Below are 25,492 nucleotides of genomic sequence, written 5' to 3'. Positions count from 1 at the left end.
GCTCGGACCTCCTCTCGATCCACAAGCCGGGTTCACGGTCGCCCGTTCGGTCTCGCCGCCAGGTGATGGGGGCCTTCCCTTCGCGGCGGCCGGGCGGGCTCCTCGCCTCCCGCTCGGTCAGGTGCCGGGGCGTAGATGGTCCTGGGCCCACTGTTCGAAGCTGGTCAGGTCGATGCCGAGGGCGCGGGCGAACCGGGGCCGGGCCGGCTGGCCGACCTCGTCCAGGAAGCTGTGGCCGGCGCCCATGTCGGGCATGCCTGCGGCGCGGGCCTGGTCCTCGGTCATGTCCGGCGCCGACAGCGGGACGCCCAGGGCGCGGGAGAGGGTGTCCGCGATCTGCGTCATGGTCAGGTAGTCGCTCGCGAGTTCCAGTTCCACGCGGTGGAACTTCTCGGGCTCGAGGTGGGCAGCCGCCGCGGCGCGGCCCAGGTCCTGGGCCGCGACGAGCGCCAGGTGCGTGTCCGGTTTGACGACGGTGACCAGGCCGCCCTCGACTCCGCGGGGGAAGTAGAACCGCGTGGACGGCGCGAGGTTCTCCATGAAGAAGGACGGCTTGATCAACGTCCAGTGGGGGAAGTCCATTTCGCGCAGGCGGTCCTGGATGGCCGCCTTGGTGCCCAGGGGCGCTTCCATCATCGCCCAGCGTCCCTCCGCCCAGCCCGGAGCCTGGGTGTGCCGGCCCACCCCGCTGGTCGAGGACTGCACGAACTGTTCCACGCCGGCGCTCCGGGCGGCGGCCATGAGGTGGTACGCCTGCCTGACCTCGCCGTCGAAGTCGACACCCCGCTCGGTGAACGCGGGCATCTGGACGGAGAAGACGGCCCGCACGCCGTCCACGGCGGGCCCGAGCGTCGACGGGTCGGTCAGATCGCCCACGACCAGGCGGGCGCCGCGTTCCTCGATGGCCCGTGCCCGTTCGGTCCGCGGGTCGCGGACCAGGGCTCGGACCGGCGTTCCCCGGGCGAGCAGGGCGCGAGCCGTGGCGCCCCCCTGGCGGCCGGTGGCCCCGGTGACGAGGACCGGTTTCGCGGCAGTGGTCATGGACCTCATGGACGCCTCTCCTCACGCCAGAAACGGCGGGGCCCGCCATTTCGCGTTCGCTACGATACGGCGGGGCCCGCCACTTAGCAATGTTGGGGAGACGATGACCGGCCAGCGTTCGGATGCCCGCCGCAACCACGCACGCGTACTCGCCGTGGCCGAGACCGAGGTGGCGGCCCACGGGGCCCAGGCGTCGCTGGAGCGGATCGCCCGTGAGGCAGGCGTCGGCTCCGCCACCGTGAGGCGCCACTTCCCCACGCGCAGGGCACTGCTGAACGCCGTGTTCGCCCAGCGCGTGCGCGCCCTGTGCGACCTCGCGCGACCGCTCGGCGGTGAGGACGACACCCGCGCCGCGCTCCTGACCTGGCTGCGCGAGCTGCTCGCCTACTCGGTGGCCGCGCGGGGCCTGGCCGACGCGCTTTCGTACGAGCCCCTCGGGGACGACGCGGCCGGCGACTCCTGCGCGGCGGCCATCGAGGCGGCCGGTGCCCCCCTGCTGCGCCGGGCCATCGCCGACCGGGCCGTGCGGGACGACGTCACCGTCCACGACCTGCTCACGCTGATCGTCGGGATCGCCCTGGCCACCGAGCACCACGCCGACCCGGCCGTCCAGGCGGAGCGCGTCTTCCGCCTCGCCGTCGAGGGCCTCGCCCCCACCGCCACCTGACCGCCCGGGGCGGGGCACGGCTCTTCGGACCCGGGGTCGTACCGGCTCACCGCGTCGGTCCCCGCTCCGGTTTCCCCGGTCCGTGGTGGTGCCGGGCATTCGCCCGGGTCGGCCCGGCCGGCCACCGTACGCAAGCCGTCGGTGTGGTCACCGCGGCTCATTCCGGCCTCGCTCGTGGACGCCGGTCCCCGATGACAGTCTGGCGGGCCGTCAGCCCGGAGTGTCAAAGGCGTAGTTCAGAGCGGTAGGCCCACCAGGTCGGCAAGTCGACGCGTCTCGGTGGTGAGGGTGCGCCGACGGGCGATCGTGTCGGCCAGCGTGTCCCGTGCGTAGGGCTGCTCCGCGATCCATTCCGGGGCCTCGGCCGCGACCTCCCCCAGCACTTCGAGCGCGCGGCCGTGCCGGCGCGTCATGGAGTACGCCTTCGCCACATCGAGCCTGTGACGGTGGTACTCGGACCCCGTGCCGCCCTTCAGCCGGGGGGCGATCTCCAGCACCTCGTCCGGCCGGTCGGTCACGACACCCTGTTCGGCGGCCTTGTACGCCACCGTGGCGGGCCCCCAGGTGGCGATCCGTACGTCCCCGTGGCCAAGCGGTCCCGTGGCGACGGCCGCCGACCGGGCGAGGCGCAGCATGTCGGCGGCCTCCCCTCCCCGGTTGTCCCGGAGGGCTGCCGCGTGTCCCTGGATCAGCAGCCATCCCCACGCGGCGATCTCTTCGGCGGTCGCCCGGGACATGCGGGGTTCGGCGTCGTCCGCCCACTTCACCGCCATGGCACGGGCGGCATCGAACCGTCCCTGCCGCACCAGCAGCCACGTCCAGGTGGTGACGACGCTCGCGGCCCGCAGGCGCTCCGGACCGCCTCCGGACCGCTCGCGGCCCGCAGGCGGTCCGGAGCCTCGTCCAGGGCACAGCGCAGCGCGGTCTCGGCGGCGGCGAACTGCCGGGCCCCCGTCAAGGTCGATCCCGCGATCTGGAGAAGCTGAGCACGGGCCGTCCGTGCGGCCGGGGAGTCCCCGAGGGCTTCGGCGTCCCGCAGCAGCGGCACCAGGAGGTCCACGGCCTCCCGCATCCGCTTGCCGAAGTGGGCCGCCCTGACGGCCTCCAGGCCGTCCTGGACGCCTCGGGTCGTCGGCTCCTCGTCGGGCTGCTCGGCGGGGCGTTCCACGGCGCGCTGGAGGGCTTGCCACGGTTCGGGCGCGGGGTGGGGCTCGGCGGGCGCGCGCTCCACGAGCGTCGTGGTGGGCACCCGGAGGGCGGCGGCCAGCTTCCGGGCGGTCTCCATGCGGGTGTCGGCCACCACGCCCTGTTCGAGTTTGGTGATCAGCGAGTGGCTGACCTTCGAGGCTCGCGCCAGTTCACGCCGCGAGAGGCCGCGCCGCTTGCGGATCTCGCGCAGTCGGTCCCCGAGGCCGTGTTCATCGGACATGCGCCCTCCTTGGGTGCTTCCTCCGAAGGTACCGAGGCAGCCTCGTTCTGTGGCGACTGCCGACCCGCAGTCGATGACGGCGGGTTCGGAGGAGCCGGCCGCGCCGCTCGGATGGCCTTGGTCAACAGCGTTTGTGAGGAATGGCGAGACGGCACCCCTGGAAACGGTCGAGAGGGGCCCCGCAGGGCCCCTCTCGTCTTGTGCTTCACCGTCGGGACGACAGGATTTGAACCTGCGACCCCTTGACCCCCAGTCAAGTGCGCTACCAAGCTGCGCCACGTCCCGGTGCGGATCACGTGTCCGGTGATCGCGCCGGTCAAGCCTAACCCATACCGGGAGCGGGGCAGGGGCGCCGGCCGGCCCCCGTGGCGGCCGGCGACCCGCGGGGCCGTGTCCTCAGCGCGGTGTGGGCGGGGTCAGGCCCGCCCGGTCGGCGCGCTCGGTGAGGTCGCGCCAGAGGGCGGGGGGCAGGGGGATGCCCGCTTCGGCACGCTCGGCGGCCGTGGCGGCGCTGCGTTCGCCGGGGTAGTGGACGCCGTCGGCGCCGTCGGCGGGCGGGAGGTTCTGCACGGTGGTCAGGGTGGCGTCGACCGCCGCGGTGAACTCTGCCGTACCGCCCCCGAAGGCGGCCGGGTCGAGGGCGATCAGCAGGGCGTTCTGGCGGTGCTCGCGGCCCCGGGGGTCGTCGGAGTGGAAGGCGGAGAGGATCGGCGCCCCGACCAGGACGCTGGTGAGCAGTTCGAAGGCGAGGGACATGCCGGAGCCCTTGGCGCCGCCCAGGGGCAGCGGCATGACGGCCTGTTCGGGGTCGGTGGTGGGGGTGCCGTCCGCGGTGGCGGCGGCGTTCTCCGGCAGGGGCGTGCCGTTCGCCCTGGCCTGGCGGATGCGGCCGAGCGCGATCGTCGCGGTGGCCATGTCGAGCAGGAGCGGGGCGTGCCCGGCGGCCGGTACGGCGATGGCGAGGGGGCTGGTGGCGACGGCCGCGCCCTTGGCGCCGGTGTAGCCCATGTTGGGCATGCCGGCGACGAAGCCGAGTCCGATCAGGCCCTCTTCGGCGATCTTCGCGGCGTAGTAGCCGATGGCGCCGGTGTGCACGGTGCGGCGGACGCCGACCGAGGCGATGCCGTGGGTACGGGCCCGGCGTACCGCCTCCTCGGCGGCGGCGGTGAGGGCGACCGGGCCGGGGGCGCGGTCGGCGTCGAGGACGGCGGCGGCCGGGGCGGAGGACTCGATACGGAGGTCGGGCGCCGGGTTGGCCACGCCCTTGGCGAGCAGGTCCAGGTAGGCGGGGACGCGGGCGATGCCGTGGGATTCGACGCCGCGCAGCGCCGCCCAGACGAACACGTCGGCGGTGGTGCGGGCGTGGTCGGCGCCGAGGCCGCCCTTCTCCAGGAGCGCGGCGGAGAAGGAGCGCAGTTCGTCGGCGGGGACGCGGACCCGGCCCGGCCGGGGAGTGGGGCTGTCGGTCATGGTGCGGGGTCTCCTGGGTCAGCGGGTGACGAGGACGTCGACGACGGCGGTGGTGCCCTGGGCGACGGCCTTGAGCGCGCGTTCCAGGGCGGGCGCGAGGGCGTCGGTGGTGTCGACGGTCTCGGTGTGCATCCCGAAGGGTTCGGCGAAGGCCGCGAGGCGGGGCAGCCGGTGCAGGTCGGTGCCGAGCCATTCGCCGGTGCCGGCCGCGGCGCCGTCGGGATAGAAGCGGCGGTGGTTGAGGTTCATCGACCGGTAGACCCGGTTGTTGAAGACGACGATCAGCAGCGGCAGTCCGTACGCCGTGGCCGCGTCGTACGACGGGATCACCGGGTTGTAGGCGAAGGCGCCGTCGCCGACGGTGAGGACCACCGGGCGGTTCCGGGCGGCCAGTTTGACCCCGAGGGCGACCGCGATGCCCTGGCCGAGTCCGCCCTGGACGTAGAAGTAGGAGTCGGGGGCGGAGGTGCGCAGGTGCCGTCGGACGGTCCGGCTGTGGGTGATGGTCTCGTCGACGACGATGGCGTCCTCGCCGTCGAGCAGCCGGCGCAGGAGGGCGGCGACGTGCACCGGGTCGACACCCCCGCGATCCTCGGTGCCGTCAGCGCCCCCGGTGCCCTCGGCGGCGGCCTCCGCCGAGGTGACCGCGGCCTCTTCGGCGTGGTGCCGCTCCTCCTGCGCGGCCCGGCGCGCGGCGAGGCCCGCCGGGTCGAGGTCCCCCGCCCGCCTGGCGAGCTGGCGCAGGGTGTTGGCGACGGCGCCCTCCAGGTACACGTCCGCGAACAGCACCTGGTAGGCGACGTGCGGACGCTGGGGTACCTGGTCGATGACGACGATCTTCGCCTTCGACGGCCGGCGGCTCGGCGGGTAGAACGGGGCGCGGCAGTTGACCAGGAGGATCAGGTCCGCCTCGTCCATCCACGGCCCGATGTCGTTGCCGGCGTGCAGCGGGTGGGTGCGCGGGAAGTTGCCGCACACGGCCGAGTCGGGCTCGACCACCGGGATGTGCCACGCCTCGGCGAAGGCGACCAGGGCCTCGAAGCCGCCCTCCTCGCGCCCGGCCGTCTCCGTGACGATCACGGGGTTGCGGGCCTCGCGGATCATCTGCGCGACCGGGTCGACCTCCTCGGGCGAGGAGTGCGTGGAGCCCGGCGGCACGACGGGCTTGGCCTCGCGGCCGTCCCACTCCTCCAGCAGGATCTCCAGCGGCACGTTCAGGTAGGCGGGACCGGCCGGCGCCCGCCAGGCCAGCTCCGCCGACCGGGTGATCATCGTGGGCAGGGTGTGGACGCTCGCGGCCTCGTTGGACCATTTGGTGAACGGCTGGGCCACCTGGTGCGGTCCGCCCACGATGGAGAGGTTGCGGTACCACTGACCGCCCGGGTCCGGGCCGGGGCCGTCGCCGTAGGTGGTCGACTCCGAGGAGGCGACCACCATCGGGACGCCGGCCAGGAGTGCGCCGTGCACCGCCATCGAGCCCTGGAGCAGGCCCGGGGCGGCGTGCAGCAGCACGCCCTGCGGGCGGCGCCGGACCAGCCCGTAGCCGGTGGCCATGCCGACCGCCACCGTCTCGTGGGTGAGGTCGAGGTACTCCGGCGCCGGCTCACCGTCACGGTGACGCCGGGCCAGGGACTCCCACACCGGGGCCCATTCGGACCCCGATGAGCAGAAGAGGTACTCGGCGCCGACGGCGTTGAAGGCGGATACGAGAGCTTCGCCGCCGTCGGCGCCCGGCTTGTTCTTGCTGTCGGTCATCTCGTGGTGTCCCTCAGTCCTCGACCGGCCAGTTCAGGACCTCGGAGATACCGCGGCCCATGATCCATTCAAGCTCCTCGGGAGTGAAGTCCCAGTGCTTGGTGAACTGCTCGATCGTGTCGGTGTAGGTGATGCCGTGACCGAGCAGGCGGGTGATGTCGGTGCCGTAGAAGCAGCGCTGGGGGCCCATCTTGTCGACCATCTCGCGCACGTACTTCTGGATGTTGTCGTTGGGGAAGGGCTGGGTGGAGTAGCCGGGCAGCGCCGAGACCTTGACGTAGATGTTGGGGTGGGCGGCCAGGTCGGCGGTCTCGGAGACCCAGTAGCCGATGGCGTCGTCGACGCAGCGGGCCATGATGCCCATGTGGTCGATGATGATCTTCAGCCCGGGGTGGCGGGCGGCGATCTCGCCCAGCTCGCGCTTCCAGATCGGCGCGTGGACCATGGTGGGGATGGCGAGTTCCTCGGCGACGGGCCAGTACCAGTCGTTGGTGCCGTCGATCATCCAGTTGCGGTCCTGCGGCCGGTGGAAGGTGAGCCGGGTGCCCTTGATGTGCGGGTTCTGGGCGAAGTCCTTCAGCATCGCCGTGCCCTCGGCCTCGTTGTCCTGCGGGACCCGGGCCATGATGCCGAAGCGGTCCGGGTGGGCCTCGCACGCCTCCAGGGCGTAGTCGATGCGGTTGCCCTCCCAGGACGGCGGGAGGATCAGCGCCCGGTTGACGCCGGCCTCGTCCATCAGCTCCAGGGCCTCCTCGTACGAGAAGGGGTCCTCGCGGTGGCCGTTGAGGCGGATGCGCTCACGCGCGCCCGGGACCCAGGGGCGGTCCGGGGTCTCTTCCTTCCAGATGTGGATCTGGGTGTCGACGACGAACATGGTGTGAACTCTTTCTCTCGGGTGACGGTGCGGTGCCGCGGTAGGAACGCTAGGCGGGCGAGCGGGACTTGCAGAGAGCCCGGGGCGCAAGCTGTTGTTGCGCGAACGCGCCCTGTGGGCTGGGCGTTTCCACGTCGGCGGCCTCGGGGCCGCGCGGTGGATCAGCCTTCGGTGAAGGCCGCGCCGACGATGTGCTCGGCGATGGCCATGGAGGCGGTGGCGGCGGGCGACGGCGCGTTGCGCACGGCGGTGATCCTGCCGGCCCGGTGGATGCGGAAGTCGTCCACGAGGCCGCCGTCCCGGTCCAGTGCCTGGGCGCGCACCCCGGCCCCGCCACGCACCACGTCCCGTGGGCCGACTCCGGGGACGTAGTGGCCGGCGTCCCTCATGAAGGCCGCGGTGGACAGCGCTCCGCGGTACTCCTTGAGGCCGGTGCGCCAGTGCCGGGCGGCCATCCTCCAGAAGCCGGGGTAGGCGGCCAGGCCGGCCAGGTCCCGGGGGGAGACGCGGCCCAGTGTGTAGCCCTCGCGGGCCAGGGCCAGGACGGCGTTGGGGCCGACCTCCACGGAGCCGTCGACCCGGGGGGTGAAGTGGACGCCGAGGAAGGGGTAACGGGGGTCGGGCACCGGGTAGAGGAGGCCGCGTACCAGATGGGTGCGATCGGGTCTGAGCAGCATGTACTCGCCCCGGAAGGGGACGATCCGCGGCTCGCGCCCGTCCTGCGCGAGGCGGGCGACCTCGTCCGACTGGAGGCCCGCGCAGAGGATCAGCCGGTCCACGCGGACGCGTTCCCGCCCGGACGCCACCTCGATGGAGCCCGGCACGGTGGTGATGCCGGTGACCGGGAAGCCGAGCCGGACCTCGCCGCCCGAGGCGGTGACGTCCTTCGCGAACTCCCGGGCGATCGCCGGGTAGTCGGTGATGGCGGTGCGCGGGGAGTGCAGGGCCGCGATGCCGCCGGCGTGCGGCTCCAGTTCCGCGATCTCCTCCCGGGAGACCTTCCTGAGATCGGGTACGTGGTTGTTCCTGGCCCGCTCGTACAGGTTCTCCATGCGGCCCAGCTCGTCCGGGCGGACCGCCACGACCAGCTTGCCGATCTCCTTGTACGGCAGCGACCGGTCCTGACAGTACTCGCGCAGCAGGCCCACCCCGCGCACGCACAGGTCCGCCTTGAGGCTGCCCGGCGTGTAGTAGATGCCGGCGTGCACCACGCCCGAGTTGTGCCCGGTCTGGTGCGGCGCGACCTGCCGTTCCTTCTCGAACACCACGACCCGGGTGCCGGGCCGCCCGAGCGCGATCTCGCGGGCCGTGGCCAGGCCCACGATTCCGGCGCCGACGATGCCGATCGTCTCGTCCGCCATCGGCGTCCTCCTCTCTGTTCGTGCCGGTCCCCGCGCCGTCAGGCGCCGAAGTGGACGGCGACCGTCTTCACGCGGGTGGAGAAGCGCAGCACCTCGTCGCCCTGCTCCTTGTAGGCCGTACCGGAGTCGCGGAACCCGCCGAAGGGCAGGTGGACGTCCCAGCCGGTGGTGGTGGTGTTGACGGCGACCTGTCCGCACTCGGCCTCGTCGGCGAAGCGGTGGGCGGCGCCGAGGTCACGGGTGAAGACGGCGGCGGCGAGACCGAAGACGGAGTCGTTGACCGCCTCGACGGCGGCGGCGAAGTCGTCGACGGCGCACAGCACGAGGACCGGGCCGAAGACCTCCTCGCGCCAGATCGCCGCCTCGGGGGTGACGTCGGCGAGCACGGTGGGCCGCACGTAGCAGCCGTGGGCGCGCTCCCCCTCGGTGTCCGCCTCGCCGCCGGTGAGGACGGTGGCCCCCTGGCGGACCGCCTGTGCCACGTCGGCCAGGACGCTGTCGCGCTGCCGGGGGCTGGAGAGCGGGCACAGGGTGGTGGCCGGGTCGGTGCCGGGACCCGTCGTCAGGGTCTCGGCCTCGGCGATCAGGAGGCGGGAGAACTCCTCGTACACGGGCCGTTCGACGATCACGCGGCTGGTGGCGGTGCAGCGCTGGCCGGCCTGTCCGAAGGAGGCGGCGACGATCTTCTCGGCGGCGGCGGCGAGGTCGGCGTCGCGCAGGACGACGGAGGCGTTCTTGCCCCCCAGTTCGCCCTGGAAGCGGACGTTGCGGTCGCCGAGGCGGCGGCGGATGCGGCTGCCGACGGAATTGGACCCGGTGAAGGTGATGCCGGTGATCCGCGGGTCGTCGAGCAGCGCCTCCTCCAGTTCGGCCGTGCGGCCGGTGACCACGTTCAGGACACCGGCGGGCAGCCCGGCGTCGTGCAGGGCGCGGGCGAGGTGCAGGCCGGACGCCGGGGTCTCGGTGGCCGGCTTGAACACGGCCGCGTTGCCGGCGGCGAGCAGCGGGGCGAGCTTGCGGGCCGGGGTGATCAGCGGGTCGTTCCAGGGGCTGATGACCAGGATCACGCCGATGGGCTCACGCCGGGTGTGGGTCTGGGTGTCGGGGCGGGCGTCGTGCAGGAGGGTGCCGTAGCCCTGCCGGGCGAGGCCGGCGTAGTAGTCGAGGAAGTCGGCGGCCTTGCCGGCCTCGCCGCGGGCCTCGGCCAGGGTCTTGCCGTTCTCGGCGGTGACGTCGGCGGCGATCTCGTCGAGGCGCTCGCGGAGCAGCCGGGCGGCGTCCGTGAGGACACGGGCCCGTTCGAAGGGGCTGGTGCGCCTCCAGAGGGCGAAGCCCCGCTCCGCCAGGTCGTAGGCCCGGGTGACGTCCTTCGGGGACAGGGCCGGGACGCGGGCCACGGGAACGCGGACGTCGGCCGGGTCGTGGACGTCGATCCACTCGCCGGTCGTCACCCACTCGCCTCCCAGGAGCGTTTCGAGGGTGCGCATCGGATCACTTCCTTCGTTCGACCGCGGTGAGGTGACCGCGGTCCCAGCGGTTCGGCCGGGGGGCCGAATGTGACGACACACCATGTCCGGGTGGGTGCGCCAGCACCGCGGCGGCAGGCATTGCTTGCATCGCGCGCAGGTCGGAGGGGGGTTGTTCCGTGCTGGAATCGGCCGGCCGGCAGGTGTGTCCGATGCCGCCGGAGCCGAGAAGAACCGAGGAGAGACCAGACATGGCCTACGCAGTCGTCGCCCACTACCGCTGTGCCCCCGCCGACGAAGCCGCGGTGCGCGCGGCGCTGCTCACCGCGCGGGAGGCGACCCGCGCCGAGCCGGCGAACCAGTCGTACGAGGTGCACGCCGTGGCGGACCAGCCCGGCGGCTTCCTGCTGTACGAGCGGTACGAGGACGTCGCGGGCTTCGAGGCGCACAAGGCGGCGCCCCACTTCAAGGAGCAGATCGTGGAGACGGTGTGGCCGCTGCTGACGGAGCGTTCGGTGACCTTCGCCGAGGTGCTGTAGCGGGGGCGTCCCGGGTGCGGACGGTGGCGGGTGGGGCGGCTTCCGTCCCGCCCGCCGGGCGGACGCCCGCGCCGGCATGCCGATACGGGGCCCCGCCGGACGCCTCCCGGCGCCCGGCGGGGCCCCCGCACCGTTCCGCTCCCGTGCCGGGGAGGCGGCCACGGGAATCAGAACTCGTTGCCCCAGCAGTAGCGGGCGATCGTCTCGACCAGGACGAGCTTGCGGTGCTGGCCGTCGGCGTCGAGCAGTGGCCGGCTCGCCACGTCCGCGAAGCCCCGGGACGGGGCGACGGCCGCGTCCTCCAGGTCCTTGAACTCGCCGACGCGGTCGATCCGGGACATCACCGTGTCGATGTCCTCCAGCTCCGCCCTGGTCGCGTCCACGACGCCCAGGCACACGTCCCGGTCCTCGGGGAGCGCCCGGACGAGGTCCAGCTCCGCGTCCGTGCCCTGGTCGAGGGGGAGGACCCAGCGGTCGGCGGGTATCCCGGCGTACAGCCGCTCGGCACGTGCCCGGTCCACGGCCGCCGGGGCCGCCCAGCCGGGGGCCACGCCGACGCGGACGCCTTCGGGCCGCTCGGCCGTCCGCACCGCCAGGGCGTCCACGGCGAGTGCGTCCTCGAAGGACAGCGCGCCGGAGCCGGCCGGGTCGGCGGCGACCTGGCCGAGCAGGAGCGGGTTGTCGAGCTGGATCAGGCGGACGCCCTGGGAGACCAGCAGCGCGATCTCCGCGTGGATGATCTCCGCCAGCGCCTCGCCCAGTTCACGGGCGGAGGCCGGGCCGAGGCCCTCCTGGAAGGTGGTCGCGGCCAGATAGGCCGGGGAGGGCAGTTTCGCCTTGGGCGCGACCAGCGTGAGCCCGGTGAGCCGGGGGCCGTAGCCGGGGAGCAGGGGGCCGTTCGCCTTGGGCAGGGACTCGGCGACCCAGCGCGCCAGGCCGTCGGCGCCCGTCTCGCCGGTGCGGCGGAAGCCGGAGACCGTGTCCAGGACGGGGCTGCGGAAGTCCTCGCGGGGGAAGTCCCCGTCGGTGACGACGGTGGAGCGCAGCTTGCGCTGGAAGACCACGGCCTCCTCGACGGCCCGGTCCTCGGCGGCCCTGAGCGCGTCCGCGTCGCCGGCGGCGCGCGCGGCGACCAGTTCGGCGGGGCGGACCAGGCTGCCCTGGTGATCGATGCGGTAGTTGAACGTGTCCGCCATGAGTCAGTCCTTTCCGGACGGAGCCGGGCTGCCCGCGACGCCCCAGGCGGCGAACTCCAGCTCGTAGCCGAGGGAGGCGAGGACCTCGTCGGCGATGACCTGGTCCTCGTCGGCGGTGCCGCCGGCGATGCCGAGGCCGCCGATGATCTCGCCGTCCTTCTTGATGGTGACGCTGCCCTCGGTGGCGAGGATCGGCATCGCCGCCCCGGGCAGTTGCGAGAGCTGGGAGAAGAAGACGGGCTGGCTCTCCTGCCACTTCTTCAGCATGGTGCCGGGCCGCTGCATCACGGCCGCGGTGTACGCCTTGGCGCGGGCGATGTCGGGGGTGAGGGGGCGGGCTCCGTCGGCGCGGCGGACGGCGACGACGAAACCGCCGGAGTCGACGACGGCGACGCTCACCGCCTTGCCGATCTCCCGGGCACGCCGGTGGGCGGCCTCGATGATCTCCTCGGCGGCGCCGAGGGTGACGTTGCTCATGCGGTTTCCTTCGGTGCGGTCAGGGTGCGGCGCAGACGGGCGACGGTCGCGTTGTAGGGCTCGGGCGTCTCCCAGTACATGGAGTGCGGGGCACCGGGGACGATCTCCAGGCGCGAGCCGGGCAGCAGTTCGTGCGCGCGGGTGACCGTCTTGACGCCCAGGACGGCGTCCTTCTCCGCGGCCAGGAAGACCACCTCGACGCCGGATTCCCGGATCTCCTCCAGCGAGGGTCCGTCGGTGTCGAGGTTGCGCAGGTCCTGCATGCGGGCGACGTTGAAGGTGCCCATCTGCTGGAAGAGGAAGGTGAGGTCGGCCCGCCGCCGCTGGAACTCCTGGGTCAGCAGGCGGTCGATGACGGGCAGTTTGACGGCCTCCGCCCGGTCGGCCGCGGCCAGTTCCCGCAGTTCGGGGTGGGCGATGCCGCCGAGGGAGTGGCCGAGGACGACGCGGGAGACCCGCTCGGGGCGCAGCAGGGCGGCGCGCAGCGCGGCCACGGAGCCGATGGACTGGCCGACCAGCATGACGTCGGTGAGGTCCTCGGCCTCCAGGACGGCGACGATGTCGCCGGGGAAGTCCTGGCCGTCGAACTCGGGCATGGACGAGTCGGACTTGCCGAAGCCGCGCAGGTCGACGGTGACGACGGTGAACTCGTCCCGCAGCGCGGCGACCTGCTGCCACCAGGCGGCGTGGTGGCCGCCGCTGCCGTGCACGAACAGGATCGCCGGGCCGCTGCCGTGGCGCTCGTAGTAGATGGAGGTGCCGTCGGAGTCGGCGAGAGGCATGGGGTGAACTCCTGTGCGCGTCGGTCTAGTTGGGGCGCTTGGCGTGGTAGACCAGCTCGATCATGGTGTGGTCGGGGTCGTGGATGTAGCAGAACTTGGACTGGTTCTCGGGGCGCTGGACGGGGCGGGTGTGCCGGATGCCCAGCTCCTTGAGGTGGGCGAGGAAGTCGTCCCAGTCGTCGACCTCGACGGCGAAGTGGTAGGGCGCCATGCGCTCCATCTCCTCGACCGGGGTGAAGTGCAGGTCGAAGTTGCCCCGGGTCATCAGCACCACGCGGGTGTTGGACTTGGGGGTGATCCTCTTCATCCCGAAGACCTTGGCGTACCAGGCGGCGGTCCGGTCGGGGTCGGTGGTGGGGAAGTTGACGTGGTGGATGTAGCGGGGTTCCGCGCTCATGACTGGTTCCCTTCCGGGTGTACGGGGTTGGACAGCACACCGATGCCGCCGATCTCGACGTCCACGGTGTCGCCGGGTGCGATGGCGCAGGTACTCTCGGCGCCCATCCACAGCACGTCGCCGGGGTGCATGGTGATGTGCCTGGTGATCTCGACGATGTACTCGAAGGGGTCGAAGACCATGTCGCCGGTGGCGAACTCGGCGTGGGTGACACCGTTGACGCGCAGCGTGGTCTTCTGCGCCAGGGCGTCGACGTCGGTCTCGATCCAGGGGCCCATGGGTTTGAAGGTGTCGCTGTTCTTGCTGCGCCAGAAGGTGCGGTCCTGGTGCTGCCAGGTGCGGGCGCTGACGTCGTTGCCGATGGTCCAGCCGAAGACGCCGGCGCGGGCCTCGGCCGGCGTGGCGTGGCGCAGGGTGCGGCCGATGACGGCGACGAGTTCCGGCTCGGCCTCGAAGCGGCCCTCGACGGCGGCCGGTCTGACGATGGGGGCGAGGTGGCCGGTGAGGGCGTTGTTGGCCCGGTAGCCGACCTCGGGGCGGTCGGGCATGACGGCGGCGGCGTTGCCGAGGCGCGCGGCATGGGCGATGTGCCTCGGGTAGTTCATGCCGACCGCGTAGAAGACGGGCGGGACGACGGGCGGCAGCCACCGGGCGGCGTCGCGCGGCAGGGTGCCGATGACGTCGGGGCGTTCCTCCTCCAGCGGGGAGGCGGAGAGGAGGGCGATGTCGTCCTCCTCCACGCGGCCCCAGACCGCGCGTCCGCCGACCGAGACGCGTGCGTACCTCATGGCGCCAGCAGGTGGGAGACGCGCTTGGTGACGAGGTAGGCGTCGAGGGCCTCGGGGCCGCCCTCGCGTCCGTGACCGCTGTCCTTGACGCCGCCCGAGGGGGCCTCGTGGACGGAGCCGCCGCAGTGGTTGAGGGAGAGGATGCCGGCCTCCAGGGTGTCCGACAGCTTCTCGGCGGTGGCGGCGGAGCGGGTGAAGCCGTAGGCGGCCAGCCCGTAGGGCAGGGCGTTGGCGGTGGCGAGGGCCTCGTCGAGGTCGTCGAAGGGGACGATGGGCGCGAGCGGGCCGAAGGGTTCCTCGGTCATCAGCTCGGCGTCGCCCGGGACGTCGGTGAGGACGGTCGGCGGGAAGAAGTAGCCGGGGCCCGCCGGGCGTTCACCGCCGGTGAGGACCTTGGCGCCGCGGGCGACGGCGTCGGCGGTGAGCCGCTCCACGGCCGCCAGGCGGCGTTCGTTGGCGAGCGGGCCCATGGTGGTCCCCTCGGCGGTGCCGTCGCCGAGCACGACGGCCTCGGCGGCGCGGACGAACTCGGCGGTGAACTCCTCCAGGAGGGAGGCGTGGACGAGGAAGCGGCTCGGGGAGGTGCAGACCTGGCCGGCGTTGGCCCATTTGGCGCGGGCCGCCCGGCGGGCCGCCGTCACCGGGTCGGCGTCGGCGCAGACGATCACCGGGGCGTGGCCGCCCAGTTCCATCAGGGTGGGCTTCATGACCGCGCCGGCCCGCGCGGCGAGCAGTTTGCCGACGGGGACGGAGCCGGTGAAGGCCACCAGGCGGGTGACCGGGGAGTCGATGAGGTGGGCGGAGACCTCGGCGGGTTCGCCGAAGACGAGGTTGAGGACGCCGGGCGGGAGTCCCGCGTCGGCGTAGCAGCGGACCAGTTCCATGGCGGTGGCCGGGGTCTCCTCGGCCGCCTTGATGATCAGGGAGCAGCCGGCCGCGAGCGCCGAGGAGATCTTCCGGTTGGGGCCGCCGGCGGGGAAGTTCCACGGGACGAACGCGGCGACGGGGCCGAGGGGTTCGCGGCGGACGGTGAGCAGTGTGCCGGGGTCGGAGGGGATGATGCGGCCGTAGGCGCGGCGGGCGTCGTCGGCGTGCCAGCGCAGGGCGTCGGCGGAGCGACGGGCCTCCCCCGCCGACTCGCGGAGCGGTTTGCCCTGTTCCCGGGTCATGACGCGGCCGATGTGCTCGGCGCGGTCGGCGATGAAGACGGCGGCGCGGTGCAGGACGGCGGTGCGTTCGGTGACGGGGGTGGCCCGCCAGCGCCGGAAGCCGTCGGCGGCGGCGGCGAGCGCGTGGTCCAGGTCGGCGGCGGTGGCGAGCGGGACCTCCCCGATCGCCTCCTCGGTGGCCGGGTTCACGATCGGGGCGGTACGTCCGGCGCCGCCCTGGCACCACTCGCCCGCGATGTACATGCGGACGGCGGGGTGGCCGTGGTCGGTGGTCATGGGTGGGTGCCCTCTCAGGCTGGCGGGTGGTGGTCCGGAAGGTCAGGAGGCGGGGGCGTCCTGGTCCCGGTTGGTGCGCAGCGCCCAGATGTGGTGGGGCGGGGTGGTCGCGTGAACGCGGGTCTCGTAGGTGTCGTCGACCCGGTCCATGTCGGCGGCGTACTCGACCCGGCCGCCGCAGGGCGCGTGCAGGAAGCGGAAGACGTTGGAGCCGACGGTGTGGCGGCCGAGCCTGCGGGCCTCCCGCCAGCCGCGCTCGATCATGTGGTTGCCGCCCTCGATCACGTCGTCGAAGCCGGGGACCTCGTAGGCGACGTGGTTGACGCCGGCCCGGTCGGGACGGTGGCACAGCAGCATGGTGTGCTGGTCGTCGTCGCCGGGGGCCCGCATGAAGACGCCCATGGGCTCGACCACGTCGGTGGGGCGGAAGCCGAGGAGTCCGGTGTAGAAGGCGACCGCCTCCTCCCGGCCCTCCTTGAGGATGTTGAGCGCGACGTGGCACATGCGCAGCGGACGGGCGCGGCCGATCGGCTCCAGGGCCTGGTTCCACCGGCCGACGGTGCCCAGGGTGTTGGCCGGGCGGGGCTCCACGGCCACCGCCGTGGGCCGGGCGAGGGTGAGTCCGACGCCGAAGCCGCTCAGGTCGACGGTGTGGTGGACGCCGTCGGCGCTCTCGCGCACGGCGTGCTCGCGGGCGACTGCGCCCACCAGGCGGTCCAGCTCCTCCTGGGTGTCGACGCCCCAGACGACCTCGCGGAGCGTGGGGCCGCTCTCCACGGGGGGCGGCAGGAAGGGGCCGGGGGCGGTGTCGAGATGGAGGGTCTGCCCGGTGAGGGTGGCGAACACGGCGTGGTCGGCGGTCCGCTCCACCAGGAGGAGGCCGAAGTCTTCGAAGAACCGGACGCATTCGCCGAGGTCGTCGATGCCGTAGGTGACCGATTCGATTCTCTGGATTCCCATGGATTCCTCGTTTCCGTCTCGCCTGGTGAGCGTAGATATACGGGGGCGGGCTCTCAACGGGCTGAGGGCGCCGGGATGCGCAACCCTTACTTGCGCTTTCGTCCCGCGGTCACGGGGCGAGGGCGGGAATGGGATTCCTGGAGAACCAGCCGGCGAGGAAGTCCAGGAAGACGCTCACCTTGCGCGGGGTGTCCTGCCCGGGTCCATAGATGGCGAAGAGCGGGCGGTCGGGGACGGCCAGTTCGGGCAGCAGCACACGCAGGGCGCCGGAGACGAGGTCGTCGTAGGCGGAGCGCTGGGGCAGCAGGGCGATGCCGCGGCCGTGCACGGCGGCTTTCTGCAGGGCGATGTAGGAGTTGGAGGAGAAGGCGATGTTGCGGATCTTGTGCAGGGTGCTCGCGTGCCCGTGGCCGATCCGCCACACCGGGTCGTTGACGTGGACCAGGCAGTCGTGGGCGGCGAGGTCGTTGGGGTGGGCGAGGGCGCCGTGCTCCTTGATGTACCCCTCGGAGGCGCACAGCACGAAGGGCAGGGAGGAGATCTTCTTCAGCCGTACGCTGGAGTCGCGCAGATCGCGGGTGTGGAAGGCGACGTCGAATCCGCTGTCGAGGAAATCGTAGGTACGGTCCGACATTCCGCCCAGTTCGAAGCGGATGTGAATTCTCGGGTGAGCGGCGGAAAAGGCGGCTATCGCCTCGCCGAGATCGAGGCTTCCTATCCATTTGGGGCAGATGACGCTGAGCGTGCCCTCGGCGCGGTCGTGGAGCCGGGCGATGCCCGCGTCCTCGGCCTCGATCTCCTCCAGGATGCGGGCGGAGAACTCCGCGTACCGCTGTCCCGGCTCGGTCAGGCTCACCGACCGGGCGGTGCGGTTGACCAGACGGACCCCGACCTGCCGTTCCAGTTCGGCGACGTGCCGGGAGACCAGGGAACCCGAGGAGCCCAGCTTCTTGGCCGCCCCGCTGAAACTCCCGACCCGGGCGACGGTGACGAAGCTGTGCATGAGGAGCAGGCGATCCATGTTTACCTCCGGAGGGTGCTCCCCGCCCGACCGGCGTCGGGGCGGGGAGCGGGGGCCCCACCGGTCACGGAAAGCCTGTTCCCGGTGGCGGCTTCGACCGGGCCGGCCCGACGCGGCGGCGGGATGTGCGGCTCGGACAGGGATGAGACGGGCGCCGGTTCCCGGTGGGGCCCTACTTCGGGCAGTACTGGGGAGCCTCGCTCAGGTTGTCCTTGGTGACCAAGACAAGAGGAATGTCGGAGATCTTGTCAACACCCTCCTTCTTGTCGAGCAGGGCGACGGTGTTCTTGACCGCGGTCTCGCCGATGACCTGGGCCGAGTTGGCCACGGTGGCCGAGAGGCGGCCCTCCCCGACGGCGGCGACGCCGTCCTCGGTGCCGTTGACCGTGACGATCTTGACGTCCTTGGCACCGGCCGCGTCGAACGCCTTGCGGACGGCGAAGGCCATCTCCTCGTTGGCGACGAAGGCGTAGTCCAGGCCGGGGTGGGACTGGATCATGTTCTCGGCGACGTCCTGGGCCTTGGCGGGGTTGAACATGCCGGGCTGGTTGGCGACCACCTTGGCGTTCTTCGGCAGGGCGTCCTTGAAGCCGCCGACCAGCAGGTCCGAGGCGGCCCCCGGGGCTCCGGCCACGATGCCGACGGTGACGTCCTTGCCGGCGGCGTCCTTGCCGATCCACTCCGCGTCCAGGGCCCCGGCCTTGTCGAGGTCGACCACGGCGGCCCCGAGGACGTGGGACATGTCGGAGGTGGCCACGGAGGTCAGGTAGATCGGGACGCCGGCGTTCTTGGCCTTGGCGATGTCGCCTTCCAGCGCGTCGACGTTCACGGTCTGCACGATCAGCGCGTCCACGTTCCGGGCGATCATGTCCTCGATGTTGGACAGTTCGGTCCCGGCGTCCTGCTTGGAGTTGGCCGAGTAGACCTTGGCCCCCTGGGTCTTGGCCTCCTGCTCGACGGCCTTGAGCAGACAGGTGTGGAAGTGGGTGTTGGCGCCGTTGACGAACCCGAGCGAGACCGAGCCGTCGGAGGAGCCCCCGCCGTCCTTGTCCGAGCCGCAGCCGGCCAGGAGCAGGGCGGCGACGCCGGCCAGGGAGATCGCGGCGGCACGGCGGGAGCGGGTGATGGGCTTCATGGGTGGGGCCTTTCCTGCGTCGTCGAAGAGAAGGTGCTTGCGTGTGGGGGCGCGCGTGGAGCAGGGGGATGCGCGAGGGCGGGGGCGTCGCTGGCGCGGGCCCCTAATGGCCTGGGGAGGATTTGCGCTGGAACTCGTTGACGATCGCGGCGACCAGCAGGACGCCGCCGGTGACGACGAGTTGGTAGTTGCTGTTGACCTGGAGCAGGTTGAGGGCGTTGCCCACCACTCCGAGGAGGACCACGCCGATGACGGTGCCGGTGACCGTGCCGTGTCCGCCGGCCAGTGACGTACCGCCGATGACCACGGCGGCGACGGCGGTGAGCTGGGTCTGAAGCCCCGCGGTGTTGGGCGCGGCGGCGCCGAGCCGGGAGAGCAGCATCAGCCCGGCGAGGCCGGCCAGCACCCCGGCGAGGGCGTACAGGGCGAGCTTGCGGCCGTTGACGTCGATACCGCTGAGCCGGGCCACGTGCTCGTTGCCGCCCATGGCGAAGGCGTCCCGGCCGAAGGTGGTGAACCGCATGGTCACGCCGGTCAGCGCGAGGACCAGGAGGGCGACGATCGTCAGGTAGGGCACCCCGGCCACCTCGTCGTTGCCGAGCGCGGACATCTTGTCGCCGATGGTGACGCTCATGCCGTCCAGGACGAGGAGGGCCACGCCGTCGAGCAGCATCGCCGAGGCGAGGGTGGCGACGAAGGGGGCGACCCGGGTGTAGGTCACCACCAGGCCGTTGACCAGTCCGATCAGCGTGGCCAGTACGAGGCTGACGACCACGACGGCGGGGGTGGACCAGCCGCGGGCCAGCAGTTGCGCGGCGACGCAGAGGGTGACGGCCGCGTTGCTGCCCATGGAGAAGTCCATGCCGCCGGCGGTCATCAGCAGGGTCAGTCCGGCCGCGATCACGGCGGTGACGCTGACCTGGCGGAGGACGTTGAGCAGGTTCTGCGAGGAGGTGAAGGCGTCCGCCTGGACGGCGGTGAAGACGGCGACCAGGACCAGGACGAGGAGGAGTCCGCCGTGCGGGATGTGCGGCAGCCGGCGGTACGTGCTCCGGGGGCGCCCGGCGTCGCCGGGTGGGCCGGCCGCGACGTCCGGGGCGGCGGAGGGTGTCTTGAGGCTCACTGCGGTTGACCTCCGAGGGCGGTCGTGACGAGCTGGTCGCGGGTGATGGCGTCGATGTCGTGCTCGGCGACCGTGCGGCCGGCGCTCACGACGACGACCCGGTCGGCCAGGCGCATGACCTCCTCGGGGGAGGAGGAGGCCAGCAGGACGGCCACACCGCGCGCGGCGAGGTCGTCGACGAGGGTGTGGATGTCGGCCATGGCGGCCACGTCCACGCCGTTGGTGGGGTCCTCCAGGAAGCAGGCGACGGGTGCCGTCTCCAGCCATTTGCCGAGCAGGACCTTCTGCTGGTTGCCGCCGGAGAGCGTGCCGACCGGCGGGTTGCCGGTGAGCGCGACGACGCCGTAGGTGTCGCGTACGGGGGCGGCGCGGCGGGCGAGGTGCCGGACGCGGTGCAGCCGGCGGCGGGCGAAGCGGTCGCCGGCCAGCATCAGGTTCTCGTCCACGGTCAGGCCCTGGACGAGGCCGAGCGTGCGGCGGTCGCCGGTGACGCAGCGCAGCCCGCCGGCGAGGGAGGCGTCGATCCGGCCCGGGGGCACCGGGCGGCCGTCGACGCGGATCTCGCCGGAGTCGGGGCGCTGCCGTCCGGAGAGCAGGTCGAAGAGGCGGGACTGGCCGTCGCCGGCCGGTCCGAGGACGGCGACGATCTCGCCTTTGCGGACGTCGACGCTGAAGTCGCGCAGGGCGCGTCCCTGGCTCAGCGAGCGGACGGCGAGCCCGCTCTCGCTCCGGGGGGCGGGCCGGGCGGGGCGCCGGGAGACGACGTCCCGGCCGACCATGCCGCGCACGAGGGCGGCGGCGTCCAGTTCGGCGGCGGGCGCGCTGCGTACCAGGGCGCCGTCGCGCAGGACGGTGATCCGGTCGGCGAGGGACATGACCTCGTCGATGTAGTGCGAGATGTAGACGACGGCTACGCCCTCGTCGCGCAGGGTGCGTACCAGGTCGCGGACCCGGTCGGCGTCCCGGGCGCTGAGGCAGGCCGTCGGCTCGTCGAGGATCAGGACCCGGCCGCCTCGGCGGACCTCGCGGGCGACCTCCACCATGGTCTGCTCGGCGACGGTGAGGGTGCCGGCGATCCTGTCGGGGTCGATGTCGATGCCGAGCCCGGACAGGGCCCGGCCCGCCTGTTCCCGGACGGCCTTCCAGTGGACGGTGCCGTACCGGGTGGGCAGGTCGCCCAGCAGGACGTTCTCGGCGACGGTGAGACCGGGGGCCAGTTCGCGGCGCTGGGGCACCGAGGAGATGCCGAGCCGGCGGGCCCTGCGCACGGTCAGCCCGGTGTGCTCGTGCCCGCCCAGGGTGAGGGTGCCGGAGTCGGGCTGGTGGACGCCGCTGAGGACGTGGACGAAGGTGGACTTGCCGGCGCCGTTCATGCCCATCAGGGCGTGGATCTCGCCGGGGTAGAGGTCGAGGTCGACGCCTTTGAGGGCGGCGGCTCCGCCGAAGCTCTTGGTCACGCCGCGGACGCGGACGAGGGCCTGGGGCGCCGGGTGGGCCGGGGCCGTTCTCCTGGGACTCACCGCCGTGCCTTTCTCGGTGTCCGGGACGGTCGGAGAGGAGGTCACGGCCGCGACCGGTCGGTGTCGGGGGCGGTCCGGCCGTATCCGCGGACGTCCGGGAAGGGGGGCTCCCGGTCGGGCTGGAGGTCCACCTGGAAGGTGTTCAGGCACATGCCGAGCATGGTGAAGTTGCCGAGCGCGCCGATGGTGTCGACGAGGGACTTGGCGCCGAAGTGCGCGAGGGCGGCGGCGAAGGTCTCGTCGCCGACGAAGTGGTCTTCCAGGACCTCCCGGCAGAACTGGTAGAACACCTGGTCGGCGTCGTTGTCGAAGACCGCCTCGCGCTTCTCGGCGATCGCCTTGACGGCCGCCTCGGGTATCCCGGCCTCGACGGCCTGGTGGACGTGCGCGTTCCACGAGTACTGGGCGTCCCAGTTGCGGGCCGCCATCAGCAGGGTCAGTTCGCGCAGGTGCGGGGGGAGCGAGCAGTCGAAGCGGGCGAACGCGCCGAGCGACTCGGCGCGTTCGCACATCTCCGCGCTGTGCAGCCATACCCGGAACGGGCCGCGGACCGCGCCGCGGCGGCCGGCGATCCTCGCGGCCAGCTCCTGCTGGCGCGGGTCCATTTCCTCTTCGGTGAGAACGGGGAGCCTCATCTGGCCGATACCTGCCTTTTCATTCCGGCGCGGGTCTGCCACGGGTCGAACACCCTGCGGTGACAGGTGACGGTACAGCCGGGCGGATGATGCTCACCCCTCTCGTAGCGCAACGTAAACCTGCATGCCGGAGGGCACCGTTTCGCCGGGGCGCGGCCTAACGTCGGTCGGCGTTGTCCGACGGAGATCGGCCGGCGCTGTCCGAGGAGAGAGGAACCCTGGATGACCACCATCGTCAAGGTCGCGTCCGTGCCCCTGCTGGACCGGGGCGGGTCGGTGGCGACCACGCCCCTGATCACGACGTCGTCGGCGGGCGGGGAGAACCGCATCACGAGCGGCATGAGCGTCTACCCGGTCGGCTCGGGGGCGCCGTTGCACTCGCACAACTGCGACGAGCACGTGACGGTGCTGGAGGGCGAGGCGGAGGTGTGGGTGGACGGGGAGGTGACGCGGCTGGAGCGGTTCGACACCACGTACATCCCCTCGCCGATCCCGCACCTGTTCCGCAATGTGGGCACGGTCCCGCTGCGCATCCTGTGGGTGTACTCCTCCGGCCATGTGACCCGCACGTTCACGGAGACCGGCAGGACGGTGGAGCACCTCTCCGAGGAGGACCGGATGGGCCGGGACTGAGCCGGGCCGGCGATCGCGCCGCGAGACGGCCTCGCGGCCGGGAGGCGGGGGTGCCGTGTCCGCCGGGGGTCGTGATGTTCCGCGGGGGTGTCACGCCGCTCCCCGCGGGGCCCGGTGGCCGGACCCCGCCCGCGAGGCCCGCCCCCGGCGTCGGGGGCCGCGGTCAGGGGGCCGGGGTCAGGGGCCGGTCCGTGGGCGCCGGGGTGGTGCGGCGGGCCGTGCGCAGGGCGGCGGCGCCGATGAAGACCGTGGACGACACCCCGGCGAGGGCGAACGCCGTGAAGCCCCACTCCCCCTTGTCCGCGGCGAGCAACTGTCCGCCGAGCCAGGGGCCGAAGACCGCGCCGAAGCGGCCCATGCCCGAGGTCCAGCCGACAGCCGTGGCCCGGTCGGCCGGGGAGGAGCCGATCGCCACGGTCGCGTAGATCATGGTCTGGGCGCTGTTGAGGAAGACGCCGGTGAGGAAGACCACCGCGAAGGTCAGTGCCGTCGGCATGTGGACGCTGAGCAGGAAGACCCCCGCCGCGGTCAGCGCGAACCAGATCGCGGAGACGCGCGGCGCCCCGAAGCGGTCGGAGGCGCGTCCGGCGATCAGCATGCCGACGATGCCGCCGAGGTTGAACAGGACGACGAAGGTGAGGGCGGAGCCCAGCTCGTACCCCTCGCCGCGCATCAGGGTCGGCAGCCAGGTGGCCACGCCGTAGACGAGCAGCAGGCCGCCGAAGGAGGCCGGCCAGTAGAGCAGGGTCTGCTTCCACTCGCCCTCGCGGAAGAGCCGGGCGAGGTGGGTCCACCGGGACCCGGTGACCGGCCGGCCGGCGGCGGGCAGGTCGACCTCGTAGCGGGCGGCCAGGTGGCGGGCCTGTTCGGCGCGGCCCCGGGCGACCAGGAAGCTCAGCGACTCGGGCAGGAACCGGGCGAGCACGGGGACGAAGAGGAGCGGGGCCACGCAGACCCAGAAGGCGGCACGCCAGCCGAGCGGTTCGACGATCCAGAGGGCCACGTAGGCGGAGAGGATGCCGCCGGCGTGGTGGGCGGTCATCAGCAGGCCGATGGTGAGCGCGGCCCGGCCGCGGGGGGCGTAGTCGGTGACCATGCTGATCGCCGTGGGCAGCAGACCGCCGAGGCCGATGCCGGCGAGCGTGCGGCCGATCCCGAAGACGGCCACGGTGGGCGAGAGCGCGCAGACGCCGGAGGCCAGCGAGAAGAGCGCGACGCAGCCGACCATGAGCTTCTTGCGGCCGATCCGGTCGGCGACCGTCCCCGCGGCGAGCGCGCCCACCAGCATGCCGAAGGTGGCGTAGCCGCCGAGGTCGCCGGCCTGGCCCGGGGTGATGCCGAGGGCCTTCTCCGCGAGCATGTGGGGCAGCACCGAGCCGTAGATGAACATGTCCAGGCCGTCGAAGAGCACGGCCAGCCAGCACAGGCCGATGACCAGCAGGGCCGGTCCGCCGCCACGGGCGGACAGCGCGGGGGAGGAGGACATCGCGGTTTTCCTCTCGTCCAGGGTGGGCGGTGCCTGGAGGGGGCCGGGGAGGACCGGGCCTGCGCGCGGTCCGCTGCGGCCCGGCCCGGCGTGCGCCAGACGCTAAGGAGCCCGCCTCCTCATGTCAACGGTTTTGTTAACATTCTCAGCAACAATCTGCCGGGCCCGGTGAGGCCCGGACACGGCGAAGGGGCGGGCCGCGCACGGAAGCGGTGCGGCCCGCCCCTGGGCGGCGGTGCGGCCGGTGTCAGGCGACCGGCGGGGTGCCGTGGGTGTGGAAGGACTCGATGGTCTTCAGCCCCCACGCCTGGCCCTTGGACCGCTCGGCCTCGGTCCAGGTGATCAGCGGCCAGTCGGGCGCCAGCACCAGGCGGGTGAGCGGGTTGCACAACTCGACGCGGTTGCCGCCCGGTTCGTAGACATAGAGGAAGAACGTCTGCTGGATGGCGTGCTTGTGCGGCCCGGTCTCGATGAACACGCCGGTGTCGATGGCGAGATCGGCCGCGCGCAGGATGTCCTCGCGGGTGTCGGTGGCGAAGGCGACGTGGTGGAGGCGGCCCTTCGAGCCGGTCCGGTCCTCGGTGTAGACGACGTCGTAGGACTTGGCGGTGAAGGTGAGCCAGCGCGCCGCGATCCTGCCGCTGTCGAGCCGGATCTGCTCGGTCGGCCGGGCGCCGAGCAGCTCCTGCTGGAACTCGGCGTTGGCGAGCACGTCGGCGGCGAGGAAGTTGACGTGGTCCAGCCGGCGCACGCCGACCCCGCGGTTGGGCCTGGCCTGCGGCTGGTTCTTCAGCGCCGGCCTCAGCTCCTCGGGCGCCTCGTAGTGCTCGCTCTCCCAGTACAGGGCGTGCTCGTGCCCGTCGGGGTCGGCGGTGAGGTAGAGCCTGCCGATGCCGGGCTCGTCCTCGACCCACCGTCCGGGCCGGCCCGCCGCCTCCAGGGCGGCCACGCGGCGCCGGAGGGCCTCCTCGCCGGAGGCGCGCAGCGCGAGCCGGCCGAGGCCGGGCCGCTCGCGGGCGGTGAGGACCAGGCTGTGGTGCTCGTAGTCGTCGTAGGTGCGCAGGTAGACGGTGTCGCCGCCCTGCCCGTTGACGGTCAGGCCGAGGTAGTCGGTGAAGAAGGCGACGCTGGCGTCCAGGTCGGGAGTGAAGAGCTGGGTGTGTCCGAGGTGGGCGATGTCACCGAGCGGCGGAGTCATGACGGTCTCCTGGATGGTGGGCGGTGTCGGTGCCGTCTCGGCGGACCGGGGGCAGCCCGCGCGGAGCCCTGCCCCCTCGGAGGGTCCTGGTTCG

At 72.7% G+C, this 25,492-nt stretch carries 25 protein-coding genes and 1 tRNA gene; 3 read left to right on the top strand and 23 right to left on the bottom strand.

From position 1 onward, the window contains the following. Window positions 1-117: 117 nt before the first annotated feature. On the bottom strand, window positions 118-1,041 hold the full coding sequence (locus J5Y05_RS05270; RefSeq protein ID WP_210868558.1) for an NmrA/HSCARG family protein: 924 nt from the start codon (window positions 1,039-1,041) through the stop codon (window positions 118-120). A gap of 103 nt (window positions 1,042-1,144) precedes the next feature. Between J5Y05_RS05270 and J5Y05_RS05265 the strand changes: the two genes are divergently transcribed. Then, window positions 1,145-1,708 carry a TetR/AcrR family transcriptional regulator gene (locus J5Y05_RS05265; RefSeq protein ID WP_210868556.1) on the top strand — a complete coding sequence of 188 codons (564 nt, stop codon included), beginning with the start codon at window positions 1,145-1,147 and terminating at the stop codon, window positions 1,706-1,708. 236 nt (window positions 1,709-1,944) lie between these two features. Here the strand turns inward: J5Y05_RS05265 and J5Y05_RS31560 are convergent, their stop codons facing one another. The 8 genes from J5Y05_RS31560 to J5Y05_RS05230 all read right to left on the bottom strand — a co-directional run bounded on the left by J5Y05_RS31560 (window position 1,945) and on the right by J5Y05_RS05230 (window position 10,084). After that, window positions 1,945-2,481, bottom strand: a complete 537-nt coding sequence (locus tag J5Y05_RS31560; protein WP_247614038.1) for a hypothetical protein — start codon at window positions 2,479-2,481, stop codon at window positions 1,945-1,947. Beyond that, window positions 2,472-3,137, bottom strand: a complete 666-nt coding sequence (locus J5Y05_RS31555) for a helix-turn-helix domain-containing protein (RefSeq protein WP_247614037.1) — start codon at window positions 3,135-3,137, stop codon at window positions 2,472-2,474. The genes J5Y05_RS31560 and J5Y05_RS31555 overlap by 10 nt, the downstream gene beginning before the upstream one ends. 211 nt (window positions 3,138-3,348) lie before the next feature. Beyond that, a tRNA-Pro gene (locus J5Y05_RS05255) sits at window positions 3,349-3,422 on the bottom strand. A gap of 111 nt (window positions 3,423-3,533) precedes the next feature. Then, the gene (locus J5Y05_RS05250) at window positions 3,534-4,607 is read right to left on the bottom strand and encodes an Ldh family oxidoreductase (RefSeq protein ID WP_210868554.1); all 1,074 of its coding nucleotides are present in this window, start codon (window positions 4,605-4,607) and stop codon (window positions 3,534-3,536) included. 18 nt (window positions 4,608-4,625) lie between these two features. Continuing rightward, window positions 4,626-6,362, bottom strand: a complete 1,737-nt coding sequence (locus J5Y05_RS05245; protein WP_210868553.1) for a thiamine pyrophosphate-dependent enzyme — start codon at window positions 6,360-6,362, stop codon at window positions 4,626-4,628. A 13-nt stretch (window positions 6,363-6,375) separates the two neighbouring features. Further along, window positions 6,376-7,236: an amidohydrolase family protein gene (locus J5Y05_RS05240; RefSeq protein ID WP_210868552.1), complete on the bottom strand. Its 861-nt coding sequence runs from the start codon at window positions 7,234-7,236 to the stop codon at window positions 6,376-6,378. Between the two features lie 161 nt (window positions 7,237-7,397). Further along, window positions 7,398-8,597, bottom strand: a complete 1,200-nt coding sequence (lhgD, locus tag J5Y05_RS05235; protein ID WP_210868551.1) for an L-2-hydroxyglutarate dehydrogenase — start codon at window positions 8,595-8,597, stop codon at window positions 7,398-7,400. Window positions 8,598-8,635: 38 nt separating this feature from the next. Beyond that, complete coding sequence (locus J5Y05_RS05230; protein ID WP_210868550.1) at window positions 8,636-10,084, bottom strand: aldehyde dehydrogenase family protein; 1,449 nt, start codon at window positions 10,082-10,084, stop codon at window positions 8,636-8,638. A 230-nt stretch (window positions 10,085-10,314) separates the two neighbouring features. Between J5Y05_RS05230 and J5Y05_RS05225 the strand changes: the two genes are divergently transcribed. Beyond that, window positions 10,315-10,602, top strand: coding sequence for a putative quinol monooxygenase (locus J5Y05_RS05225; RefSeq protein WP_210868549.1), 288 nt, complete (start codon window positions 10,315-10,317; stop codon window positions 10,600-10,602). Between the two features lie 167 nt (window positions 10,603-10,769). Here J5Y05_RS05225 and J5Y05_RS05220 read toward each other — a convergent pair whose 3' ends face one another. The 12 genes from J5Y05_RS05220 to J5Y05_RS05165 form a co-directional block, all read right to left on the bottom strand. Next, window positions 10,770-11,798 carry a uroporphyrinogen decarboxylase/cobalamine-independent methonine synthase family protein gene (locus J5Y05_RS05220; RefSeq protein WP_210868548.1) on the bottom strand — a complete coding sequence of 343 codons (1,029 nt, stop codon included), beginning with the start codon at window positions 11,796-11,798 and terminating at the stop codon, window positions 10,770-10,772. Between the two features lie 3 nt (window positions 11,799-11,801). Continuing rightward, entirely contained in the window at window positions 11,802-12,275 is a 474-nt protein-coding gene (locus J5Y05_RS05215; protein WP_210868547.1) for a GlcG/HbpS family heme-binding protein, read from the bottom strand. Beyond that, complete coding sequence (locus tag J5Y05_RS05210; protein WP_210868546.1) at window positions 12,272-13,057, bottom strand: alpha/beta fold hydrolase; 786 nt, start codon at window positions 13,055-13,057, stop codon at window positions 12,272-12,274. Before J5Y05_RS05210 ends, J5Y05_RS05215 begins: the two co-directional genes overlap by 4 nt. 25 nt (window positions 13,058-13,082) lie before the next feature. After that, entirely contained in the window at window positions 13,083-13,454 is a 372-nt protein-coding gene (locus J5Y05_RS05205; RefSeq protein WP_210868545.1) for a VOC family protein, read from the bottom strand. After that, window positions 13,451-14,242 carry a fumarylacetoacetate hydrolase family protein gene (locus tag J5Y05_RS05200; protein WP_210868544.1) on the bottom strand — a complete coding sequence of 264 codons (792 nt, stop codon included), beginning with the start codon at window positions 14,240-14,242 and terminating at the stop codon, window positions 13,451-13,453. The genes J5Y05_RS05205 and J5Y05_RS05200 overlap by 4 nt, the downstream gene beginning before the upstream one ends. Further along, window positions 14,239-15,687, bottom strand: coding sequence for an NAD-dependent succinate-semialdehyde dehydrogenase (locus J5Y05_RS05195; RefSeq protein ID WP_210868543.1), 1,449 nt, complete (start codon window positions 15,685-15,687; stop codon window positions 14,239-14,241). Before J5Y05_RS05195 ends, J5Y05_RS05200 begins: the two co-directional genes overlap by 4 nt. A 42-nt stretch (window positions 15,688-15,729) precedes the next feature. Further along, complete coding sequence (locus J5Y05_RS05190) at window positions 15,730-16,647, bottom strand: VOC family protein (protein WP_210868542.1); 918 nt, start codon at window positions 16,645-16,647, stop codon at window positions 15,730-15,732. A 109-nt stretch (window positions 16,648-16,756) separates the two neighbouring features. Beyond that, window positions 16,757-17,668, bottom strand: a complete 912-nt coding sequence (locus tag J5Y05_RS05185; RefSeq protein ID WP_210868541.1) for a LysR family transcriptional regulator — start codon at window positions 17,666-17,668, stop codon at window positions 16,757-16,759. A gap of 172 nt (window positions 17,669-17,840) precedes the next feature. After that, the gene (locus J5Y05_RS05180; RefSeq protein WP_210868540.1) at window positions 17,841-18,803 is read right to left on the bottom strand and encodes a sugar ABC transporter substrate-binding protein; all 963 of its coding nucleotides are present in this window, start codon (window positions 18,801-18,803) and stop codon (window positions 17,841-17,843) included. A 103-nt stretch (window positions 18,804-18,906) separates the two neighbouring features. Further along, window positions 18,907-19,926 carry an ABC transporter permease gene (locus J5Y05_RS05175; RefSeq protein ID WP_210868539.1) on the bottom strand — a complete coding sequence of 340 codons (1,020 nt, stop codon included), beginning with the start codon at window positions 19,924-19,926 and terminating at the stop codon, window positions 18,907-18,909. After that, window positions 19,923-21,446: a sugar ABC transporter ATP-binding protein gene (locus tag J5Y05_RS32430; RefSeq protein WP_210868538.1), complete on the bottom strand. Its 1,524-nt coding sequence runs from the start codon at window positions 21,444-21,446 to the stop codon at window positions 19,923-19,925. The genes J5Y05_RS05175 and J5Y05_RS32430 overlap by 4 nt, the downstream gene beginning before the upstream one ends. 41 nt (window positions 21,447-21,487) lie before the next feature. Further along, a complete protein-coding gene (locus tag J5Y05_RS05165; protein ID WP_210869711.1) occupies window positions 21,488-22,051 on the bottom strand; it encodes a carboxymuconolactone decarboxylase family protein in 564 nt (187 codons plus the stop codon). Between the two features lie 252 nt (window positions 22,052-22,303). Here J5Y05_RS05165 and J5Y05_RS05160 point away from each other — a divergent pair, with 252 nt between their 5' ends. Further along, entirely contained in the window at window positions 22,304-22,714 is a 411-nt protein-coding gene (locus tag J5Y05_RS05160) for a cupin domain-containing protein (RefSeq protein WP_210868537.1), read from the top strand. 163 nt (window positions 22,715-22,877) lie between these two features. Here the strand turns inward: J5Y05_RS05160 and J5Y05_RS05155 are convergent, their stop codons facing one another. Together J5Y05_RS05155 and J5Y05_RS05150 are read right to left on the bottom strand one after the other, a co-directional pair. Then, on the bottom strand, window positions 22,878-24,200 hold the full coding sequence (locus tag J5Y05_RS05155; RefSeq protein WP_210868536.1) for an MFS transporter: 1,323 nt from the start codon (window positions 24,198-24,200) through the stop codon (window positions 22,878-22,880). Window positions 24,201-24,447: 247 nt separating this feature from the next. Next, window positions 24,448-25,398, bottom strand: a complete 951-nt coding sequence (locus J5Y05_RS05150) for a VOC family protein (RefSeq protein ID WP_210868535.1) — start codon at window positions 25,396-25,398, stop codon at window positions 24,448-24,450. Window positions 25,399-25,492: the final 94 nt, after the last annotated feature.

It is taken from the genome of Streptomyces tagetis, from assembly GCF_018069565.1.
Taxonomy (GTDB): domain Bacteria; phylum Actinomycetota; class Actinomycetes; order Streptomycetales; family Streptomycetaceae; genus Streptomyces; species Streptomyces tagetis.
The sequence above is the reverse complement of the archived record's forward strand: the minus strand, read 5'-3'. Positions and strand labels throughout refer to the sequence as shown.

Coding starts and splice junctions, on each gene's coding strand:
- J5Y05_RS05270 (WP_210868558.1), bottom strand. CDS start 1,041: ATGACCACTGCCGCGAAACCGGTCCTCGTCACCGGGGCCACCGGCCGC.
- J5Y05_RS05265 (WP_210868556.1), top strand. CDS start 1,145: ATGACCGGCCAGCGTTCGGATGCCCGCCGCAACCACGCACGCGTACTC.
- J5Y05_RS31560 (WP_247614038.1), bottom strand. CDS start 2,481: ATGGCGGTGAAGTGGGCGGACGACGCCGAACCCCGCATGTCCCGGGCG.
- J5Y05_RS31555 (WP_247614037.1), bottom strand. CDS start 3,137: ATGTCCGATGAACACGGCCTCGGGGACCGACTGCGCGAGATCCGCAAG.
- J5Y05_RS05250 (WP_210868554.1), bottom strand. CDS start 4,607: ATGACCGACAGCCCCACTCCCCGGCCGGGCCGGGTCCGCGTCCCCGCC.
- J5Y05_RS05245 (WP_210868553.1), bottom strand. CDS start 6,362: ATGACCGACAGCAAGAACAAGCCGGGCGCCGACGGCGGCGAAGCTCTC.
- J5Y05_RS05240 (WP_210868552.1), bottom strand. CDS start 7,236: ATGTTCGTCGTCGACACCCAGATCCACATCTGGAAGGAAGAGACCCCG.
- lhgD (WP_210868551.1), bottom strand. CDS start 8,597: ATGGCGGACGAGACGATCGGCATCGTCGGCGCCGGAATCGTGGGCCTG.
- J5Y05_RS05230 (WP_210868550.1), bottom strand. CDS start 10,084: ATGCGCACCCTCGAAACGCTCCTGGGAGGCGAGTGGGTGACGACCGGC.
- J5Y05_RS05225 (WP_210868549.1), top strand. CDS start 10,315: ATGGCCTACGCAGTCGTCGCCCACTACCGCTGTGCCCCCGCCGACGAA.
- J5Y05_RS05220 (WP_210868548.1), bottom strand. CDS start 11,798: ATGGCGGACACGTTCAACTACCGCATCGATCACCAGGGCAGCCTGGTC.
- J5Y05_RS05215 (WP_210868547.1), bottom strand. CDS start 12,275: ATGAGCAACGTCACCCTCGGCGCCGCCGAGGAGATCATCGAGGCCGCC.
- J5Y05_RS05210 (WP_210868546.1), bottom strand. CDS start 13,057: ATGCCTCTCGCCGACTCCGACGGCACCTCCATCTACTACGAGCGCCAC.
- J5Y05_RS05205 (WP_210868545.1), bottom strand. CDS start 13,454: ATGAGCGCGGAACCCCGCTACATCCACCACGTCAACTTCCCCACCACC.
- J5Y05_RS05200 (WP_210868544.1), bottom strand. CDS start 14,242: ATGAGGTACGCACGCGTCTCGGTCGGCGGACGCGCGGTCTGGGGCCGC.
- J5Y05_RS05195 (WP_210868543.1), bottom strand. CDS start 15,687: ATGACCACCGACCACGGCCACCCCGCCGTCCGCATGTACATCGCGGGC.
- J5Y05_RS05190 (WP_210868542.1), bottom strand. CDS start 16,647: ATGGGAATCCAGAGAATCGAATCGGTCACCTACGGCATCGACGACCTC.
- J5Y05_RS05185 (WP_210868541.1), bottom strand. CDS start 17,668: ATGGATCGCCTGCTCCTCATGCACAGCTTCGTCACCGTCGCCCGGGTC.
- J5Y05_RS05180 (WP_210868540.1), bottom strand. CDS start 18,803: ATGAAGCCCATCACCCGCTCCCGCCGTGCCGCCGCGATCTCCCTGGCC.
- J5Y05_RS05165 (WP_210869711.1), bottom strand. CDS start 22,051: ATGGACCCGCGCCAGCAGGAGCTGGCCGCGAGGATCGCCGGCCGCCGC.
- J5Y05_RS05160 (WP_210868537.1), top strand. CDS start 22,304: ATGACCACCATCGTCAAGGTCGCGTCCGTGCCCCTGCTGGACCGGGGC.
- J5Y05_RS05155 (WP_210868536.1), bottom strand. CDS start 24,200: ATGTCCTCCTCCCCCGCGCTGTCCGCCCGTGGCGGCGGACCGGCCCTG.
- J5Y05_RS05150 (WP_210868535.1), bottom strand. CDS start 25,398: ATGACTCCGCCGCTCGGTGACATCGCCCACCTCGGACACACCCAGCTC.